At 68.5% G+C, this 18,066-nt stretch carries 16 protein-coding genes; 11 read left to right on the top strand and 5 right to left on the bottom strand.

Going from position 1 to position 18,066, the window contains the following annotated elements; all coding sequences use genetic code 11:
• The first annotated feature begins 56 nt into the window (after positions 1–56).
• From WC493_RS04625 to WC493_RS04610, 4 genes are read left to right on the top strand one after another with little or no spacing between them, the layout of a single operon-like run.
• Positions 57–1,331 carry an efflux RND transporter periplasmic adaptor subunit gene (locus WC493_RS04625; RefSeq protein ID WP_373063005.1) on the top strand — a complete coding sequence of 425 codons (1,275 nt, stop codon included), beginning with the start codon at positions 57–59 and terminating at the stop codon, positions 1,329–1,331.
• The gene (locus WC493_RS04620; protein WP_373063053.1) at positions 1,328–3,280 is read left to right on the top strand and encodes a MacB family efflux pump subunit; all 1,953 of its coding nucleotides are present in this window, start codon (positions 1,328–1,330) and stop codon (positions 3,278–3,280) included. The genes WC493_RS04625 and WC493_RS04620 overlap by 4 nt, the downstream gene beginning before the upstream one ends.
• A 7-nt stretch (positions 3,281–3,287) precedes the next feature.
• The gene (locus tag WC493_RS04615; protein ID WP_373063003.1) at positions 3,288–4,679 is read left to right on the top strand and encodes an efflux transporter outer membrane subunit; all 1,392 of its coding nucleotides are present in this window, start codon (positions 3,288–3,290) and stop codon (positions 4,677–4,679) included.
• A 55-nt stretch (positions 4,680–4,734) separates the two neighbouring features.
• A complete protein-coding gene (locus tag WC493_RS04610; RefSeq protein WP_373063001.1) occupies positions 4,735–6,513 on the top strand; it encodes an acyl-CoA dehydrogenase in 1,779 nt (592 codons plus the stop codon).
• 168 nt (positions 6,514–6,681) lie between these two features.
• Here WC493_RS04610 and WC493_RS04605 read toward each other — a convergent pair whose 3' ends face one another.
• From WC493_RS04605 to WC493_RS04595, 3 genes are read right to left on the bottom strand one after another with little or no spacing between them, the layout of a single operon-like run.
• The gene (locus WC493_RS04605) at positions 6,682–7,437 is read right to left on the bottom strand and encodes a hypothetical protein (protein ID WP_373062999.1); all 756 of its coding nucleotides are present in this window, start codon (positions 7,435–7,437) and stop codon (positions 6,682–6,684) included.
• Positions 7,434–8,294, bottom strand: a complete 861-nt coding sequence (locus tag WC493_RS04600; protein ID WP_373062997.1) for an alpha/beta fold hydrolase — start codon at positions 8,292–8,294, stop codon at positions 7,434–7,436. Before WC493_RS04600 ends, WC493_RS04605 begins: the two co-directional genes overlap by 4 nt.
• Positions 8,295–8,299: 5 nt before the next feature.
• The gene (locus WC493_RS04595; protein WP_373062995.1) at positions 8,300–10,366 is read right to left on the bottom strand and encodes a lytic transglycosylase domain-containing protein; all 2,067 of its coding nucleotides are present in this window, start codon (positions 10,364–10,366) and stop codon (positions 8,300–8,302) included.
• Positions 10,367–10,574: 208 nt separating this feature from the next.
• On the opposite strand from WC493_RS04595, the gene dapA reads away from it, so the two are divergent.
• The 4 genes from dapA to WC493_RS04575 all read left to right on the top strand — a co-directional run bounded on the left by dapA (position 10,575) and on the right by WC493_RS04575 (position 13,148).
• On the top strand, positions 10,575–11,468 hold the full coding sequence (dapA, locus tag WC493_RS04590) for a 4-hydroxy-tetrahydrodipicolinate synthase (RefSeq protein WP_373062993.1): 894 nt from the start codon (positions 10,575–10,577) through the stop codon (positions 11,466–11,468).
• Between the two features lie 6 nt (positions 11,469–11,474).
• A complete protein-coding gene (smpB, locus tag WC493_RS04585) occupies positions 11,475–11,960 on the top strand; it encodes an SsrA-binding protein SmpB (protein WP_373062991.1) in 486 nt (161 codons plus the stop codon).
• Positions 11,961–12,175: 215 nt separating this feature from the next.
• Positions 12,176–12,847, top strand: coding sequence for a sulfite oxidase-like oxidoreductase (locus tag WC493_RS04580; protein ID WP_373062989.1), 672 nt, complete (start codon positions 12,176–12,178; stop codon positions 12,845–12,847).
• 79 nt (positions 12,848–12,926) lie between these two features.
• Positions 12,927–13,148 carry a hypothetical protein gene (locus WC493_RS04575; protein ID WP_373062987.1) on the top strand — a complete coding sequence of 74 codons (222 nt, stop codon included), beginning with the start codon at positions 12,927–12,929 and terminating at the stop codon, positions 13,146–13,148.
• Here the strand turns inward: WC493_RS04575 and WC493_RS04570 are convergent.
• A complete protein-coding gene (locus WC493_RS04570; RefSeq protein WP_373062985.1) occupies positions 13,142–14,050 on the bottom strand; it encodes a LysR family transcriptional regulator in 909 nt (302 codons plus the stop codon). The genes WC493_RS04575 and WC493_RS04570 overlap by 7 nt on opposite strands.
• A 93-nt stretch (positions 14,051–14,143) precedes the next feature.
• Between WC493_RS04570 and WC493_RS04565 the strand changes: the two genes are divergently transcribed.
• The 3 genes from WC493_RS04565 (at position 14,144) to WC493_RS04555 (ending at position 16,523) form a co-directional block, all read left to right on the top strand.
• Positions 14,144–15,490, top strand: coding sequence for an aspartate aminotransferase family protein (locus WC493_RS04565; protein ID WP_373062983.1), 1,347 nt, complete (start codon positions 14,144–14,146; stop codon positions 15,488–15,490).
• 4 nt (positions 15,491–15,494) lie between these two features.
• Entirely contained in the window at positions 15,495–15,821 is a 327-nt protein-coding gene (locus tag WC493_RS04560; protein ID WP_373062981.1) for a cupin domain-containing protein, read from the top strand.
• 99 nt (positions 15,822–15,920) lie between these two features.
• The gene (locus tag WC493_RS04555) at positions 15,921–16,523 is read left to right on the top strand and encodes a hypothetical protein (protein ID WP_373062979.1); all 603 of its coding nucleotides are present in this window, start codon (positions 15,921–15,923) and stop codon (positions 16,521–16,523) included.
• 18 nt (positions 16,524–16,541) lie between these two features.
• Here the strand turns inward: WC493_RS04555 and WC493_RS04550 are convergent, their stop codons facing one another.
• Positions 16,542–18,038 (bottom strand): acetyl-CoA hydrolase/transferase family protein, encoded by a 1,497-nt coding sequence (locus WC493_RS04550; protein WP_373062977.1) that lies wholly within the window; start codon positions 18,036–18,038, stop codon positions 16,542–16,544.
• Positions 18,039–18,066 lie beyond the last annotated feature (28 nt).

The raw sequence follows: 18,066 nt of genomic DNA, 5'->3' as shown, positions 1-18,066 counted from the left end.
ACGTTCAATCTCGACAGTGCCGCCCGCCGGCCATGTCCTGCCTTCACCGAGTGTCCATGCCCGCCCCGACTTCCGCTCCCCGAACCAAACGACGCCGCTGGATCCCGATCGTCATTGCGGCCCTGGTCGCGGGCGGGGCGGCCTGGTGGTGGCTGCGAGCGCCCCAGAGTGCCGGCGGCGTCCAATATGTCACGGCCGAGGTCGGCCGCGGCGACATCGAGGACGCGGTCTCCGCCCTCGGCAATCTCCAGCCGCGCGACTATGTCGATGTCGGCACCCAGGTTTCGGGCCAGCTCAAGGAGATCCATGTCGAGATCGGCGATGCCGTGAAACAGGGCGATCTCCTGGCCGAGATCGACCCGACCGTCTATCAGAGCCGGGTCTCGGCCGACGAGGCCCAGCTCCTCTCCCTCAAGGCCCAGCTCGCCGACCGCGAGGCCCAGGCCGTGCTGGCCGGCCAGCAGCTCGCCCGCCAGAAGAAGCTCTGGGCCCAGAAGGCGACGACGGAAGAGGCGGTGCAGACGGCGGAAGCCACGCTGAAATCGGCCAATGCCCAGATCGACCAGATCAAGGCCCAGATCCAGCAGACGGAATCGACCCTGCGCGGCGACCAGGCCAACCTCGGCTATACCAAGATCTACGCCCCGATGACCGGCACGGTCACCTCGATGACCGCGCGACGGGGCCAGACCCTGAACGCCAACCAGTCGGCCCCGATCATCCTGCAGATCGCCGACCTCTCGGCCATGACGGTCGAGACCCAGGTCTCGGAAGCCGACGTCGGGCGCTTGAAGCTCGGCATGGATGCCTATTTCACCACGCTGGGCGGCGTCGGCAAGCGCTGGACCGGCAAGCTGGCCCAGATCCAGCCGACGCCCACCGTGGTGAACAATGTCGTGCTCTACAATGCGCTGTTCGACGTCGACAATGCCGACCGCTCCCTGATGACCCAGATGAGCGCCCAGGTCTTCTTCATCGTCGCTTCCGCCCACGACGTGGTCACGGTGCCCCAGGGGGCGCTGAAGCCGATGGGCCAGCGCCAGCGCGTCGGCGGCAACAAGCCGCCGGCCGATGCGGCCGAAAGCGGGGCGCCGCGACCGGGCAAGCCCTGGCGCGTGCAGGTCATGGGGCCGGACGGCAAGCCGGTCGACAGGGTGGTGCGCATCGGCGTGACCAACCGGGTGACGGCCGAAGTGCTGGAAGGCTTGCAGCCGGGCGATGTGGTGGTGGTCGGCCAGCGCAGCCAGGCCGCGGCGGTGCCGGCCAATGGCGGCGGTCTGCCCGGGCTCGGTGGTGTCGGCGGGGCACGACCGCCGGGCGGGGGGCGCTGACCGTGGCGCCGCTGATCGAGCTTCGCGATATCCGCAAGACCTATGTCTCGGGCGGCGGCGAGGTTTCGGTCGAAGTCCTGCACGGCATCTCGCTGAGTATCGAGGCGGGCGAATTCGTTGCCATCATGGGCGCCTCCGGTTCCGGCAAGTCGACCCTGATGAATCTGATCGGCTGCCTGGACCGGCCGAGTGCCGGGCAATATTTCTTCGCCGGGCGCGACGTCTCGCAATTCGACCGCGACGAACTGGCCTGGGCCCGGCGTGAGGCCTTCGGCTTCGTCTTTCAGAGCTACCACCTGATCGGCACCGCGACGGCGACCGAGAATGTCGAAGTGCCGGCGATCTATGCCGGCCTGGCCCCGGGCGAACGCCACGCGCGGGCGGCCGAATTGCTCTCCACCCTCGGCCTCGGCGAGCGCCTGGGCCACCGGCCGAGCCAGCTCTCCGGCGGCCAGCAGCAGCGCGTCTCGATCGCCCGCGCCCTGATGAACGGCGGCAAGGTGATCCTGGCGGACGAGCCGACCGGCGCCCTCGACACCCGAAGCGGCGCCGAAGTTCTGGCCCTGCTCGCCGATCTGGCCGAGCGCGGGCATACGGTGATCGTGATCACCCATGATCCCGAGGTGGCGGCCCATGCCGACCGCGTGATCGAGATCCGCGACGGATTGGTCACCGCCGACACGCGGCGCCGGCCGGTGCGCGGCGCGGTGCCGATCGCCCTGGGCGATCCCCATGGCACCACGGCGGCGGCCTTCGCCCGCTTCGGCGAGGCGGCCCGGATGGCGGTGCGCTCGCTCCGCGCCAATATCTTCCGGACCGTGCTCACCCTGCTCGGCATCGTCATCGGCGTCGGCTCGGTCGTTGCCATGCTGGCGGTGGGCGAGGGGGCGAAGCGCGCCGTGCTCGACCGGATCGGCGCCATGGGCACCAATCTCCTGCTCGTGCGGCCGGGGGCGCCGGCCCAGCGCGGCGTGGGCGGCCAGGTCGTCACCCTGGTGGCCGACGATGCCACGGCGATCGGCGATGTCGACAATGTCGACTATGCCCTGCCGGAACTTCAGGGCAGCATGACGCTCCGCTCCGGCAATCGCGACTACCAGACCCAGGTCTCCGGCACCACCGACGTCCTGCCCGAGGTGCGCGACTGGCCGCTGGCCGCCGGCGCCTTCTTCACCGACGGCGACGGCCGTTCCTATGCCACGGTCGCCGTGTTGGGCCAGACGGTGGCCAACAGCCTGTTCCCGGACGGCAGCGATCCCGTGGGCAAATTCGTCCTCTTCAACAATGTGCCGTTCCAGGTCATCGGGCTCCTGACGGCGAAGGGCGCCTCGCCCATGGGCACGGACCAGGACGATATCGTCTATGTCCCGTTGCAGACCGCCTCGCTCCGTCTGTTCGGCGCGCGCAACCTGCGCTCGATCACCATCGCCGTCGCCGATGTCGACCGCATCGACGAGACCCAGGACAAGGTCACCAGCCTGCTGATCGAACGCCACCGCGGCCAGGAGGATTTCCAGATCCGCAACATGGCGGCGATCGTCGAGACCGCGACCGCGACCCAGAACACGATGACCGTGCTGCTCGGCTCGATCGCGGCGATCTCGCTCCTGGTCGGCGGCATCGGTGTGATGAATATCATGCTGGTCAGCGTGACCGAGCGGACGCGCGAGATCGGCATTCGCATGGCCACCGGCGCCCGCACCAACGACATCATGCAGCAATTCCTGACCGAGGCGATCGTGGTCTCCGGCCTCGGCGGCGTCATCGGCGTCGCGGGCGGTGCCGGAGTCGCGCTGATCGTCCAGGCCTTCGGGACGCCGATCCAATTCTCCGGCGGGGTGATCGCGCTCGCCTTCGGCTGTGCCGCCCTGGTCGGCCTGGTCTTCGGCTTCGCCCCGGCACACAAGGCGGCACGGCTCGACCCCGTGGTCGCCCTGGCCAGCGAATAGGTCCGCGATGCGTTACGCCGCCCTGATCCTTTTGCCGGCGCTGGCGCTCGGCGCCTGTTCCTCGAAGCCGAAGCCGCCGCCCGAGGTAGTCGTGGCGCCTGCCGCCTGGGCTGCGCCCGCCGGCGGTGGGGCCGAGGTCTGGCCCGCGGCCGACTGGTGGCAGGGCTTCGGTAGCGCCGAACTCGACCGCCTGATCGCTGAAGCCAAGGCCGGCAACGCCGACCTCGGCCAGGCGGCGGCCCGCGTCGCCCAGGCGGAGGCGCAGCTCCGCATCGCCGGCTCCAGCCTTTGGCCGTCGCTCTCCCTCTCCGGCGGGGCGACGCGGCGGCGCGGCAGCGATACCGGCACCGGCAGCGGTGCCGCCGACACCTGGCGCAGCACCTATTCGGCGAGCCTGAGCGCCTCCTACGAGATCGATTTCTGGGGTGCCAATGCGGCCGACCGTGCCGCTGCCGCGGCCAGTCTGGCGGCCAGCCGCTTCGACCGCGAGACGGTGGCGCTCACCGTGACCTCGGGCGTTGCCACGACCTATCTCCAGGTGCTCTCGCTGCGCGACCGGCTCGACGTCGCCCGGCGCAATCTCGCCATCGCCGAGGAAGTCCTCCGCCTGGTCGAAGCCAAGGTCGGCGCCGGTGCCGCTTCCGACCTCGACCTCGCCCAGCAGCGGACGGTGGTGGCGCAGCGCCGCGCCGCGATCCCGCCCCTGGAACAGAATCTGCGCGAACAATCGGCGGCGCTCGCCGTGCTGCTCGGCACGGCCCCCACGGGCTTCGAGGTGGCGGGCCAGTCCCTCGCACCCGTGAAGATGCCGCCCGCCGCGGCCGGCCTGCCCTCCGCCCTCTTGGCGCGGCGGCCCGACATCGCCTCGGCCGAGGCCCGGCTCGTGGCGGCGGACGCCAATATCGACGCCGCCCGGGCGGCTTTCTTCCCGCAGGTGACGCTCTCCGCCTCCATGGCGCTGACCCAGGCGGCGGTGGGCGATCTCTTCGACCTCTCCAATGCCGCCTATTCCCTCGGCGCCTCCCTGCTGCAGACGATCTTCGATGGTGGCCGCGTGGCGGCGCAGCACGAACTCGCCAAGGCGCAGAAGGAGGAATTGGTGCAGTCCTACCGGGGTGCGGTCCTCGCGGCCTTCTCCGATGCCGAGGTGACGCTCGGCGCCGTCGACAGCCTGAACCGCCAGCGGCTCCTGCAGGACGAGGTCCTGGCCCAGGCCCGTCGCTCGCTCGAACTCGCGCAGATCCAGTATCGGGCCGGTGCGGCCGACCTGCTGACCGTGCTGAATGCCCAGCAGTCGCTCTATTCGGCCGAGGACCAGGCGGCCCAGGTGAAACTTTCGGCGCTCCAGGCCTATGTCGGCCTCTACCGGGCGCTGGGCGGCGGCTGGCAGGCGCCCTGAAGCCCCTTTCCCTCGATTTCGGAACGGGCTAAGCGCATCGGCAGGAGGACCAGCCATGCCGATACTCGATCGCCGCGATCTCGACTTCCTGCTGCACGAGGTGCTCGACCTCGATGCGCTGTTCACGAGGCCCCGCTACGCCGACCACGACCGTGCCGGCGTCGGCGCCATGCTGGATACCGCGACCGCGATCGCCGACGATCATTTCGCCAGCCACGCGGCCAAGCTGGACGCCAACGAGCCGACGTTCGACGGCACGCGGGTGACGATCATCCCCGAGGTGAAGGCGGCGCTCGATGCCTATATCGAGGCAGGCTTCATGTCCGCCCATGCCGATTACGACTGGGGCGGGATGCAGCTTCCCCACACGGTCGCCATGGCTGCCTCGGCGATCTTCTCGGCCGCCAATATCTCGACCGCGGGCTATCCCTTCCTGACCCGCGCCGCCGCCAATGTGATCGCCAAATTCGGCTCGGACGAGCAGAAACAGCGCTACCTCCGCCCCATGCTGGCGGGCCGCTTCTTCGGCACCATGGCGCTGACCGAACCGGGCGCCGGCTCCGGCCTCGCCGACCTGAAGACCCAGGCGGTGCCGGCGGAAGACGGAACCTACCGCATCACGGGCAACAAGATCTTCATCTCGGGCGGCGAGCATGAATTGTCCGAGAACATCGTCCATCTGGTGCTGGCCCGGATCAAGGGCGCGCCGCTCGGCGTCAAGGGCATCTCCCTCTTCGTCGTGCCCCGCATCCTGCCCGATGGTGCGCGGAACGACGTCCGTCTCGCCGGGCTCATCCACAAGATGGGCTACCGCGGCACGACCTCGACCATGCTGAATTTCGGCGAGGGCGGCGGTGCCATCGGCACCTTGGTCGGCGAGCCGCACAAGGGCCTCGCCTATATGTTCCACATGATGAACGAGGCCCGGGTCGGCGTCGGCCTCGGTGCCGCCGTGCTCGGCTATGCCGGCTACCGGGTGGCGCTCGACTATGCCCGGACCAGGCTCCAGGGAAGGCCGCCCCAAGCCAAGGACCCGAGCTTGCCGCCGGTGCCGATCATCCAGCATGCCGACGTGAAGCGGATGCTGCTCGCCTCCAAGGCCTATGTCGAAGGGGCGATGCACCTCTGCCTGCTCGGCGCCCGCCTGGTCGACGACAGCGAGACGGCGGAAACGCCGGAGGCCCGGGCGCGGGCCTTCCAACTCCTCGACCTGCTGACCCCGGTGATCAAATCCTGGCCCTCGCAATATGGTCTCGCGGCCAACGACATCGCGATCCAGGTCCACGGCGGCTATGGCTATACGCGGGAATATCCGGTCGAACGGCTCTACCGCGACAACCGCCTGAACCCGATCCACGAAGGCACCTTCGGCATCCAGTCGCTCGACCTCCTGGGCCGCAAGATACTGGCGGACCAGGGCCGCGCCCTCGCCCTGCTGGCCGAGGAAATGCAGGCGGCGATCGCCGCCGCCCCGGCCGACCTGGCGGAAGAGGCCACGGCGCTGGGCAAGGCGATGGGCCTGGTGGCCGAGACCGTCGCCGTGCTCGGCAAGGCCGCGGGCGGCAACCGGCTGGACGAGGCGCTGGCCAATTCCGCCGTCTTCCTCGAGCTGATGGGCCATGTCGTGGTGGCTTGGCTGTGGCTGCGCCAAGCCACGATCGCGGCCCGGCTGGCGCCCGCCGCCAGCGGCGACATGGCGGCCTTCTACGAGGGCAAGCGGCGCGCCTGCCGCTATTTCTTCCGCTGGGAACTGCCCAAGATCAGGGCCCAGGCCGAGCTTCTGCAGAGCCTCGACCAGACCTGCGCCGAAATGCCGGACGCCGCCTTCGGCTGAGGTGATCCGCCCGGTCCCGCCCTGCGTAGAAGCAGGGTGGTGGCCGCGTCCCCTCCTTGCCACCGCCGCCCTCGCCCTGGGCGGCATCGACGAAGCGATTCCCCTTGCCCTTGGGGAGGACTTCTGCCGCCCCGCTGGCCCGAACCTGGTCCGGCGGGGCGGTTTCGTTCAGAGCCCGGCCAGGATTTCCCTGGCCTTCGCGCGCAGGGTCTCGCGGTCGGCGCCGATCGGCAGGCGATAGGCGAGCCAGAGGAACATTTCTTCCTCGGGCGTCAGCAGGCTGCCGGCCCTCGCCTCGGCGGGCAGGGTCCCGTCGGCATATTCGCCGAGGCCGGAGAGGCCGAGGGCGCGGAGCGCCACCCGGGCCAGGCAACGCTCGCGCGCCGCCGCGGGCGCCGACTTCAGGACATGCACGGTGACCGCATTGATCTCGCGCGGGCGGAGCGGATGCTGGGCCAGGGCGAAGACACCGCAAACGGCGCCGGGCAGGGCGGCGGGATCGGCCGCGGTATAGAAGGGGGCTTCGATGCCCGGGCCACGCGGCGGTTTCGCCTCCAGCCGCTCCCTTGTCTCGACCGCGAAGAAGAGGGCGGCGTCATAGGCCGGATCGGTCACGTCGGGCGCCGGCGCCAGTCCGGCCAGGGTGCTGATCCGCTCCAGCGCCGCGGGCAGGTCGGAGGAGTAATCGTCCATGTCGAAGTAATTGAGTGCCTGGCCATCGGCGGCGCGGATCAGCCGGTCGGCCGCGATCGGCGCCATCATGAAATTATAATAGGGCGGCCCGTCCAGGGCGGCGGCCAGGAAGCGCTCGACGAAGCCGGGATCGCGGGCGAAATGCGCGGCCTCCGCCGGGGGCGGCGGTTCGGCCAGGGCGGGGCCTGCCGCCAGCACCAGGGCGGCGGCGAGCAGCAGGCGCCGGATCACGACTCGACCCGGGCCAGATGGGCGTCGATCGCGGCGAGCGAGACGGGCTCGTCCAGCAGGGGGGCATGACCCCGCGCCGGCACCTCGACGGCGACGAGATCGGGCTTGGCCGCCGTCATCTTCTCGACCGTGGCGGGGGCCAGCAGGTCCGACAGGGCGCCGCGCAGGACCAGGGTCGGGACCGCGGCGAGACCGGCGAAGAGCGGCCACATGTCGACCGGCGGGCCACCCGCGCGCATGGCATCGCCGATCCTGGGGTCGTAGTCGGGCCGGAGCCCGCCTTCCGGCTTTTCGGTGAAGACGGCGCGGGCGAATTTCATCCAGGTCGCATCGTCGAGCTCGGGGAACTGGCTCAGGTTGATCATGCGGAGCTGGGCCACCGCCTCGTCCCAGGTGGCGGGATCGCTCTGCTTGCCGGCATAGGTGGCGATGCGGGCGAGGCCGGCGGGATCGAGTTCCGGCCCGATGTCGTTCAGCACCGCGCCGGCGACCAGGGCGGGCGCGCCCAGGGCGACGATCTGGGTCACGATGCCGCCGAGCGAGGTGCCGACGAAGAAGGCCCGCGCGATGCCGAGCCCGGCCAGCAGGTCGATCGTGTCCCTGGCATAGGTCGGCGGCTGGTAGTTCATGAATTCGGGGTCATAGGCCGAACGTCCGCGGCCCCGGAAATCGGGCGAGATCACCCGCCGCCCGGCGGCCGAGAGGTAGAGCGCCAGATCCTCGAAATCGGCCGAATTGCGGGTCAGCCCGGGCAGGCAGATCACCGGCAGGCGGGGATCGGCCGGATCGCCGTAGAGCCGGACATGGAGCGACAGCCCGTCGAAGGAGGTCGTGCGCAGGGTCTCGTAACCGGCCATGGCGCTCAGCCCGCGGTCGCGCGGAAGGGCTGTTCGACCACCGGCGTCGTCCGCATCGAGGATCCCCGCAGCAGGTCCTTGGCGATGCCGAGGGGCACCGGTTTGCCGGGCGCCAGGCGCTGACGATAGACCTGGGTATTCTCGATCACGCGCTGGACGTAGTTGCGCGTCTCTTCGAAGGGGATCAGCTCGATCCAGTCGATCACGTCGACGCTGGACGAGCGGGGATCGCCGTTGCGGTCCACCCACTGGTCGATCCGGTTGCCGCCGGCGTTATAGGCGCCCGCGACCATGGCATAGGAACCGGCGAAATCGTCCAAAAGCTCGTCCAGATGGGCGACGCCCAGGGTCATGTTGTAGCGCGGATCGCTGGTCAGTTTGCGCTGGTCGAAGCCGAGGCCGATCTTCTTGGCGACCAGCTTGGCGGTCGCCGGCATGAGCTGCATCAGGCCGCGGGCGCCGGCCGGGCTGACCGCGTCGGGGCGGAATTCGCTCTCCTGCCGGGTCAGGGCCAGGGCCAGGGCGGGCTCGGTCAGACTGCCGGAGGGCATGGAGAGCACGGGATAGCCGCGGTTGGTCAGTAGTGTGCCGACGAAACTCGCCTCCTTGGCGGCGATCACGCCGGCATAGGTGTCGCCGTTGGCGGCCGCGATCTCGGCGATCATGGCGCGCATCCCGGGACTCGCGCTGTTTTCCATCGCCGCCTTGACGAAGGGGCGGATCCGGCTCTCCTCGCCGATCTCGATCATCATGCGAATGGCGCGGACGAGATCGTCCCGTTCGGCCGCGGCCTGGTCGGCGCTGCTCGGGCGCGGGTCGGGCGGCAACGGGCGGGCGTTGGTCTCGCCCAGCTCGAAGGCGGCGAGCTGGCCGTAGAACGTCTGGGGCTGGCCGGCGGCGCGCCCGTACCAGTTGCGCGCGTCGGCCGCGTGGCCGCCGGCTTCCGCGGCGCGGCCGGCCCAGTAATTGGCGCGCGAGACCGAGATCGGCGTCTGCACCTTGCTGGCCATGGCCGAGAAGTGGCGGAGTGCTGCCTCGGGTTGGCGCAGGAAGCGCAGCGCGATCCAGCCGGCGGTCCATTCCGCCTCGTAATAATCGGTGCCTTCGGTCAGGTTGTGGGCGCGGGCGACCCGATAGGCGTCCTGATAGCGCCCGGCGGTGAGCAGGCGCCGCGCGGCGTAGCGGAGATGCGGCCACCAGCGCCCCGGATTCTGGGCGGCGACCCCCTCGGGCAGGGAAGCGATCAGGTCGACCGCCTGGTCGTCGAGGTCGAGCGAGCGGAGATAGCGCACCCGGGCATAAAGCAGGCCGGGCGCATCGCGCCGGTCGGCCGGCACGGCGGCGTAATCGGCATTGGCGCTGCGCGTCGCCAGGATGAAGGAGATCGCGGCATTGGCGGCGGCGCGGTCGGCCGGCGGGACATAGGCCATCAGGCGCCGCGCCTCGGCCACGTCCTCGTCCATCAGCAGGCGGTTCATGCGGGCGATATGGTCGGCCTGGCTCAGCCGGTCGCCATAGGCGGCCAGGATCTGCGCCTCGGTATCGGAATCGAGATCGGCGTCGACCCAGCCCTGGCGCAGCATCAGAAGCCCGCGCGCCTTGTCGCCCGCGGCCATCAGGGCGACGCCATAGCGCAATTTGCCGATGCCGGAGACCGGCGGATATTTCTGGAACCAGGAAATCAGCCGGGTGGAACTGGTGTCGGAGGTGATCGCGGCTTCCGCCCGCGCCAGCGTGGTCGAACGGCGCGGCCAGTTCGGATTGCGCTCCACGAATTGGGCGATCTCGTCGAAACCGTTGGAATTTTCCCGCGCCTGGTAGCGCTGCCAGTCGATCACCTTGGCCAGCGTCCGGTCCTTGGCCGCGGCGGCGACGCTCGCGGCCTCGTCCCAGTCGCCGTTGGAGCCGGCGGCGAAGGCACGCATATAGACCTGCCGGTCGGCGGGGGAGAGCAGGCTGGGCAGGCGGAGCGGCGCCGTCTGGGCCGCGGCCGGGCTCAGGGCCGCCGCCACCGGCTGGGCCGCCAAGCCGAGAACCAAGGCCAGCGCCGTCATTCCAGTCGAAATGCGCATCGCGGTGCCCCCGAATCCAATCTTCGAATCACTGCATTCGATAAAGTCCAAAGATAGTCCCGCCTGCTTCCCGGCGCCACCCGCCATGATTTCGCCGTATTGGGCGCGGCCTTCGGGCCTCGAATTCATGGCCGGCGTGCACAGGCGGACGGTTGATGTGGGGCCGCCCACTCGCTATGGTCTGCGGCTCCATTGCAAGAGGCCTGTCATGTCCGACGTTCGTGCCCGCCTTCGTGGCTCGATCACCGCGCTCATCACCCCGTTCCGCGACGGCAAGGTGGACGAGCGCGCGCTCCAGGAATTCGTCGACTGGCAGATCAAACAGGGCACCCATGGCCTCGTGCCCTGCGGCACCACGGGCGAGAGCCCGACGCTGAGCCACGAGGAACACCACCGCGTCGTCGAGCTGGTGATCGAGGCGGCGGCCGGCCGCGTGCCGGTGATCGCCGGTGCCGGCTCCAATTCGACCGCCGAGGCGATCGACCTGGCGAGCCACGCCAAGACGGCGGGCGCCGATGCCTGCCTGGTGGTGACGCCCTATTACAACAAGCCGACCCAGGACGGCCTCTTCGCCCATTACGAGGCGATCGCCAAGGCCGTCGACCTGCCCATCCTGGTCTACAACATCCCGGGCCGCTGCGTCGTCGACGTGACGCCGGCGACCATGGCCCGCATCGCCGAGCTGCCGACCGTGATCGGCGTCAAGGAGGCGACCGGCGACGTTTCGCGCTTCGCCAAGCACCGCGAGCTGATCGGCCCCGACTTCCTGCAGTTCTCGGGCGACGACGGGCTGGCCCTGGCGGCGGTTGCCACGGGTGCGCACGGCTGCATCTCGGTCGGCTCGAACCTGGCCCCCCGGGCCTATGCCGATCTCCAGGAAGCGGCGCTGTCCGGCGATTTCGCCAAGGCGCTGACGATCCAGGACCGGCTGGCGCCCCTGAACGAGGCCATGTTCGTCGAAACCAATCCCTCGCCCGTGAAATGGGGGGCCGCCCGCCTCGGCCTGTGCACGCCGGAACTCCGCCTGCCCATGATCCCGATCTCCACCGCCACCGAAGCGCGGATGGAAGCGGCGATGCGGCGCGCGGGGATCCTGAACTGAGGCACCATGGCCAGCAATAAGGCGCGGGACGAAGCGAAGAAATTCATCGCCGAAAACCGCAAGGCCCGCCACAACTACACGATCGAGGATCGGATCGAGGCCGGGATCATCCTGAAGGGTTCCGAGGTCAAGGCCCTGCGCGGCGGCCAGACCAATATCGGCGACAGCTACGCCGGCGCCAACCAGGGCGCCGGCCTCTGGCTCTACAACGTCTATATCCCGGAATACAAACAGGCCAACCGCGAGAACCACGAGCCGCGCCGGCCGCGCCAATTGCTGCTCCACCGGCGCGAGATCGCCCGCCTGCACCAGGAAGTGACGCGCGGCGGCATGACCCTGGTGCCGCTGTCGATGTATTTCAACGACAAGGGCATCGCCAAGGTCGAACTCGGCCTGGCCAAGGGCCGGAAGCTCCACGACAAGCGCGAAGCCGAGAAGGAGCGCGACTGGAACCGCGAAAAGGCGCGGGTCCTGAAGGGCGACCGGCGCTAATATCCTCGCATTTCCCGGGGAGACCCTTGCGAAAAGGGGCCCCCGCAGGCGTCATGCCCGGGCGCGTCCCGGGCATCCACGTCGGGACGCTGCCCGGTCGTCGACGTGGGAGGCGGCTCGGCGGCGTGGATGGCCGGGACTTCGCCCGGCCATGACGGGATGAGGGGGAGGCTTCAGGCCATGAAGCCCCCGTCTAGTGGTCTTGCAGGGAGGCGATGGTGGCGGACGACGACAAGCCGGGCCTGATCGGCCAGATCAAGGAAAAGCTCATCGGCACCAAGGAGAAATGGGCCAAGGAAGGCCGTCTCCTGACCGGCGAGACGGCGGAACGCACCCAGCGCCTGCCGCCGGGCCAGCGCCTCGTCAAGGACTGGCCGGTGCTCGACCTCGGCGTGCAGCCCTCGGTGCCGACCGATGTCTGGCGTCTCGACGTCGATGGTGCCGTGGTCAACCGCCTGTCGTGGAACTGGCAGGATTTCCAAGCCCAGCCCCAGGTCGAGGATGTCTCGGATATCCATTGCGTGACCTCCTGGTCGCGCTACGACAACCGCTGGACCGGGGTCTCGGCCGAATATCTCCTGGCCCTGGTGCAGCCGCGGCCGGAGGCGCGCCATGTCGTCCTGCATTCCTACGACGGCTATACGACCAATGTGACGTTGGCGCATTTCGCCGCCCCGGACGTGATGATCGCCCATTCCTGGGAAGGCCGCCCGCTGACCCGCGAGCACGGCGGGCCGGTGCGCCTGATCGTGCCGCAGTTCTATTTCTGGAAGTCGGCCAAATGGTTGAAGCGGATCGAATTCCGCGCCGACGACAAGCCGGGCTTCTGGGAGGTGCGCGGCTACCACAACGAAGGCGATCCCTGGAAAGAGGATCGCTACAGCTGACGGCGTGCCGGCGAAAGGAAATCGTTAACGGCCGTGGCGTAACCATGATGCATCAAGTCTTCGGACATCGGGTGCCATCATGAGCAACGGCAAGATCATCACGAAAGTGCGCGACGTTTCCGTCCTGGCCGCCGGCTTCATCGGCGTGAAGCTGGAGCGCATCCTGCGCATGGCCGATCACGACGAGCGGATCGGCGGGCGTTACTACCAGCTCCGGCCGGGCGATCCGCTGGACGGCCAGCCGGAAGAGGTGCAGCGCTTGGCGCGCGCCTGCTGGACCGTCGAAGCGCCGTCTCACTGACGCTGGAGCAGGTCCAGGTAGGTTTTCAGGATCAGGTTGGGGCGCGCATTGCTGCGCGTCACGATGCGGAATTCGGTCCGGTAGCGGTAGTCGTCCGCGCGTAGCGCCCGCATCCGCCCCTGGTTCACCCAGAGCTCGGCGTAATGGGTCGGCAGATAGCCGATATAGCGCCCGGTCAGGATCAGGAAGGCGACGCCTTCCCGGTCGGTCGCCGTCGCCGTGGCGCGCAGCGGGCGGTGCAGGGCGCGGGCTTCCAGCGTCTGGGCATAGGTCGGCGCCACTGCATCGGCCTGGGCGATCGCCTCGTCCGGAATATCACCGTCGGCGCGGGCGAAGAGCGGATGGCCGGCCCCGCAATAGAGCAGGGATTCCTCGTCGTAGAGCGGCCGGTAGTCGAGACCGGGCAGGTTGCGCAAGGCCGGCGTCACGCCGACGTGGAGCCGCCCGTCGAGCACGCCCAGTTCGATGTCGTTCGGCGGGATCATGCGGATATTCACCCGCACGTCCGGCCCGATGTCCTTGAGGGCGGAGAGCGCGTCGGTCACCTGCATGCGCGGGATGGTGACCAGATTGTCGATGATGCCGATGTCGAGCGTGCCGCGCAGCCTGGCGTGCAGCGTGTCGACCTCGCCCCGGAAATTCTCCAGCGCCGAGAACAGGCGGAGGCAGGCGTCATGCACCTGTCGCCCCTCTTCGGTCAGGGAGAAGCCGGCCCGGCCGCGCTGGCACAGACGAAGACCCAGGCGCTTCTCGAGGTCGGCCATATGCATCGAGATGGCGGCCCGGCCGATGTTCAGCTCGACCTCCGCCGCGGTGAAGCCGCCGCATTCGACCACCGTGTGGAAGATGCGCAACAGGCGGATTTCGATGTCGCCGACGGCGGCGGTACGCTTCCGGGCCATTGTTCAATCCCTCTTGAACTGAATGAAAATACAATTTGATTTGATGAACGTAAACCGGGGCGCATCCTGGAGCCCTATTCCATGGAGTGCGTCATGACGCTGTTCGAACCGGCCAAGGCTGCCGGGCTCTCCCGCGACGAGCTCGAAGCCTATTGGATGCCCTATACCGCCAACCGCGAGTTCAAGGAGAACCCGCGCATGATCGTGGCGGCGGAGGGGGCGCATTTCATCGATGCCGAGGGGCGCAAGCTCTACGACAGCCTGTCGGGCCTGTGGTGCACCGGCTCCGGCCACCGCCGGAAGGAGATCGTCGAGGCGGTGTCGCGTCAGATCGCCGAACTCGATTATGCCCCGGGCTTCCAGTTCAGCCATCCGTCGGCCTTCAAGCTGGCCAACAAAGTGGCCAGCCTGACGCCGAAGGGCCTCGACTATGTCTTCTTCACTGGCTCGGGTTCGGAATCGGCCGATACCTCGCTGAAGATGGCCAGGGCCTATTGGCGCCTCAAGGGCCAGCCGACCAAGACCAAGCTGATCGGCCGCGCCAAGGGCTATCACGGGGTCAATTTCGGCGGCATGAGCCTGGGTGGCATCGGCGGTAACCGCAAGCTCTATGGCACGCTCCTGGATACCGACCACCTGCCGCACACCCTGCTGCCGGAAAACGCCTTCTCCAAGGGCCTGCCGGAGAACGGCGGCGTCGCCCTCGCCGATGCCCTGGAAGAGATCGTCGCCCTGCACGACGCTTCCAACATCGCGGCCGTGATCGTCGAGCCCTTCTCGGGTTCGGCCGGCGTCGTGGTGCCGCCCAAGGGTTACCTCCAGCGTCTCCGGGCGCTGTGCGACAAATACAATATCCTGCTGATCTTCGACGAGGTCATCACCGGCTTCGGGCGCACCGGCTACAATTTCGGCGCCGATGCCTTCGGTGTGACGCCGGACATCATGAATGTCGCCAAGGGCCTCACCAACGGCACCGTGCCCATGGGTGCCGTGATCGCGACCAAGGAAATCTACGACACCTTCATGGCCGTCGGCGGGCCCGACTATCTGGTCGAGTTCCCCCATGGTTACACCTATTCGGGCCATCCGGTCGCCTGCGCCGCCGGCCTCGCCGCCATGGAGATCTTCGAGAAGGACCGCATCCCCGAACGCGCGCGCCAGCTCGCCGCCTATTTCGAGGACGCGATCCACGGCCTGAAGGGCCTGAAATATGTCACCGACATCCGCAACTTCGGCCTGGCCGGTGCCTTGCAGATCGAGGCGGCGCCGGGTGCGCCGGCGCTGCGCCCCTATCAGATCTCGATGAAATGCTGGGAGGCCGGCTACTACGTGCGCTTCGGCGGCGACACGATCCAGCTCGCCCCGCCCTTCATCTCGGAGCACGAGGATATCGACGGGTTGATGAACGTCCTGAGCGACGCCATCACGTCGCTGGCCTGATCCGATGAGCTTCGCTTGCGACATACCGGCGGTCGCCACCGTGCAGACCGACGACGAGAATGTCCGCGTCACCCGCTGGGACTTCGCGCCCGGCGCGGTGACCGGCTGGCACGAGCACGGCTGGCCCTATTTCGTGGTCATGCTGACCGACAGCCTGATGCGCGTCCACGACGGGGAGAAGGCGGTCGACGTCCGCCGCAAGGCGGGCGACACCTACCAGCGCCCGGCCGGCGTGCGCCACGACGTGATGAACGGCGGCGATGCGCCGATGGCCTTCGTCGAGATCGAGATCAAGCGGCCGGAAGCCGTCCTCCATCCCGCCGCCGGCTGAGGGCGCCACCGCGGGTTGTCGCCGCTTCGCCCTTTCGGGGTGGACGGGCTCGCCTCCGGTGGCCATTCTGACGGCCCTATCGGCGACGGGAGAGGCGACATGACGATCACGACGCGATACCGGCGGCAGGTGCTGCCGCTCGCCCTGTTCTGCATCCTGACGGTGGCGGGCTGCGAGGAATTGCCGGGCGAGACGCCGCCCGCGGCCGTGGCGGACATGACCGCAGCACCCGGGGCTGGGCCCTCCGCAGCGGCACCTTCGGGCCTCTCGCTCGCCCTCGGTCATCCGGCCTGGACCGGCGGCGCCGTTCCGGACGGCCAGCAGTGCACGAAATTCGGCGGCGTCTTCCCGCGTACGCCGGCCCTCATGGTCCGCGGCCTGCCACTGGGGACGACCCAGGTGGTGGTCGAATTCAACGATGCCGACTATGCGCCTCTGTCGAGCGACGGCGGCCACGGCAAGCTCGCCTTCGAGGCGGGGCCGGGGGACATCCTGCTGCCGGCCGTGCCGGGCGAGACAACGCGCCTGCCGCCGGGCGTGAAGGTCGTGGCCGGCAACCGCGCGACCGGCGATTTCGCCAAGCCCGGCTACCTACCGCCCTGCTCGGGCGGTGCCGGCCACCGCTATTTCGCCGTGGTCAAGGCCGTCGGCCCCCACGGCAAGACCTTGGCCGAGGGCGAGATCACCATCGGTACCTACTAGGCGAGGGGGCGCAGGCTCTCAGAACCCTGCCTTCATCGTGCCCTTTTCCTTGTAGGCCAGGTGCCAGGCGAAGACCTTCTCCAGGCAATGCGGGGTCTGGCCGCCGCGTTTGACCGCCTCGTCGTAATAGGCTTGCAGCGCGGGCCGGTATTCCGGGTGCGTGCAATTCTCGATGATCAGCTTGGCCCGTTCGCGCGGGGCGAGGCCGCGCAGATCGGCCAAGCCCTGTTCGGTCACGATCAGGTCGACGTCGTGTTCGCAATGGTCGACATGGGTCACCATGGGAACGACGGAGGAGATCGCCCCCTTCTTCGCCATCGACTTGGTGACGAAGATGGAAAGATAGGCGTTACGCGCGAAATCGCCCGAGCCGCCGACGCCGTTCATGATATGCGTGCCGTTCACATGGGTCGAATTCACGTTGCCGTAGAGATCGACCTCGAGCGCCGTGTTGATGGCGATGACGCCGAGCCGGCGGATCACTTCTGGATGGTTCGAAATCTCCTGCGGGCGCAGCACCAGCTTGTTCCGGTAATGGGCGAAGCGTGGCATCACCTCGGCGTCCTTGGCCTTGGAGAGCGTGATCGACGAGCCGGAGGCGAACAGCATCTTGCCGGAATCGATCAGCTCGAAGGTGCTGTCCTGCAACACCTCGGAATACATCGTCAGGTCCTTGAAGGGACTGTCGATGAAACCATGCAGCACCGCGTTGGCGATCGTGCCGATGCCGGCCTGGAGCGGCTGGAGCGCGTAAGTGAGCCGGCCCTTGGCCACCTCGCCCTCGAAGAAGCGGATCAGGTGCTTGGCGATCGCCTCGGTCTCCTCGTCGGGGTCGAGGATGTTCGAGGTCGAGTCGCGCTTGGCCGAGACGACGATGGCCGCGATCTTGTCCGGATCGATCGGGATATAGCCGAGGCCCGGGCGGTCGTCCGGGTTGACGATCGGGATCGGCTGGCGGTGCGGCCGGCGGGTCGGGATATAGATGTCGTGGATGCCTTCGAGGTCCATCGTCTGGTTGATGTTGATCTCGATGATCACCTTTTCGGCCAGGATGGCGAAGGTCGCCGAATTGCCGACCGAGGTGGTGGGCACGATGCCGCCCGTCTCGGTGATCGCGATCGCCTCGATCACGGCGACGTCGATCGGGCCGATCTGGCGCGAGCGCAGCATCTCGACCGTTTCCGAGAGATGCTGGTCGATGAACATCACCTCGCCGTCATTGATCTCGCGGCGAAGGGCGGGGTCGGACTGGAAGGGCAGGCGGCGCGACAGGAGATGCGCCTCCGCCATGGTCTTGTCGAGATCGTTGCCGAGCGAGGCGCCGGTCATCAGGGTGATCTTCAGGGGTTCCTTCTTGGCCCGTTCGGCCAGCGCCAGCGGCACCGCCTTGGCTTCGCCCGCGCGGGTGAAGCCGCTCATGCCCACCACCATGCCGTCCTTGATCAGCTTGGCCGCCTCTTCCGCCGGAACGACCTTGGCGTGAAGGCTCTGCATTCTGATACGATCCGTGACCATCTGGGGTTTCCTACCTGTCACCACTCGT

This window comes from Zavarzinia sp. (assembly GCF_041650655.1).
Classification (GTDB): domain Bacteria; phylum Pseudomonadota; class Alphaproteobacteria; order Zavarziniales; family Zavarziniaceae; genus Zavarzinia.
The sequence above is the reverse complement of the archived record's forward strand: the minus strand, read 5'-3'. Positions and strand labels throughout refer to the sequence as shown.

Coding starts and splice junctions, on each gene's coding strand:
- WC493_RS04610 (WP_373063001.1), top strand. CDS start 4,735: ATGCCGATACTCGATCGCCGCGATCTCGACTTCCTGCTGCACGAGGTG.
- WC493_RS04560 (WP_373062981.1), top strand. CDS start 15,495: ATGAGCTTCGCTTGCGACATACCGGCGGTCGCCACCGTGCAGACCGAC.
- WC493_RS04625 (WP_373063005.1), top strand. CDS start 57: ATGCCCGCCCCGACTTCCGCTCCCCGAACCAAACGACGCCGCTGGATC.
- WC493_RS04555 (WP_373062979.1), top strand. CDS start 15,921: ATGACGATCACGACGCGATACCGGCGGCAGGTGCTGCCGCTCGCCCTG.
- WC493_RS04595 (WP_373062995.1), bottom strand. CDS start 10,366: ATGCGCATTTCGACTGGAATGACGGCGCTGGCCTTGGTTCTCGGCTTG.
- WC493_RS04570 (WP_373062985.1), bottom strand. CDS start 14,050: ATGGCCCGGAAGCGTACCGCCGCCGTCGGCGACATCGAAATCCGCCTG.
- dapA (WP_373062993.1), top strand. CDS start 10,575: ATGTCCGACGTTCGTGCCCGCCTTCGTGGCTCGATCACCGCGCTCATC.
- WC493_RS04615 (WP_373063003.1), top strand. CDS start 3,288: ATGCGTTACGCCGCCCTGATCCTTTTGCCGGCGCTGGCGCTCGGCGCC.
- WC493_RS04565 (WP_373062983.1), top strand. CDS start 14,144: ATGACGCTGTTCGAACCGGCCAAGGCTGCCGGGCTCTCCCGCGACGAG.
- WC493_RS04575 (WP_373062987.1), top strand. CDS start 12,927: ATGAGCAACGGCAAGATCATCACGAAAGTGCGCGACGTTTCCGTCCTG.
- WC493_RS04580 (WP_373062989.1), top strand. CDS start 12,176: ATGGTGGCGGACGACGACAAGCCGGGCCTGATCGGCCAGATCAAGGAA.
- WC493_RS04550 (WP_373062977.1), bottom strand. CDS start 18,038: ATGGTCACGGATCGTATCAGAATGCAGAGCCTTCACGCCAAGGTCGTT.
- smpB (WP_373062991.1), top strand. CDS start 11,475: ATGGCCAGCAATAAGGCGCGGGACGAAGCGAAGAAATTCATCGCCGAA.
- WC493_RS04600 (WP_373062997.1), bottom strand. CDS start 8,294: ATGGCCGGTTACGAGACCCTGCGCACGACCTCCTTCGACGGGCTGTCG.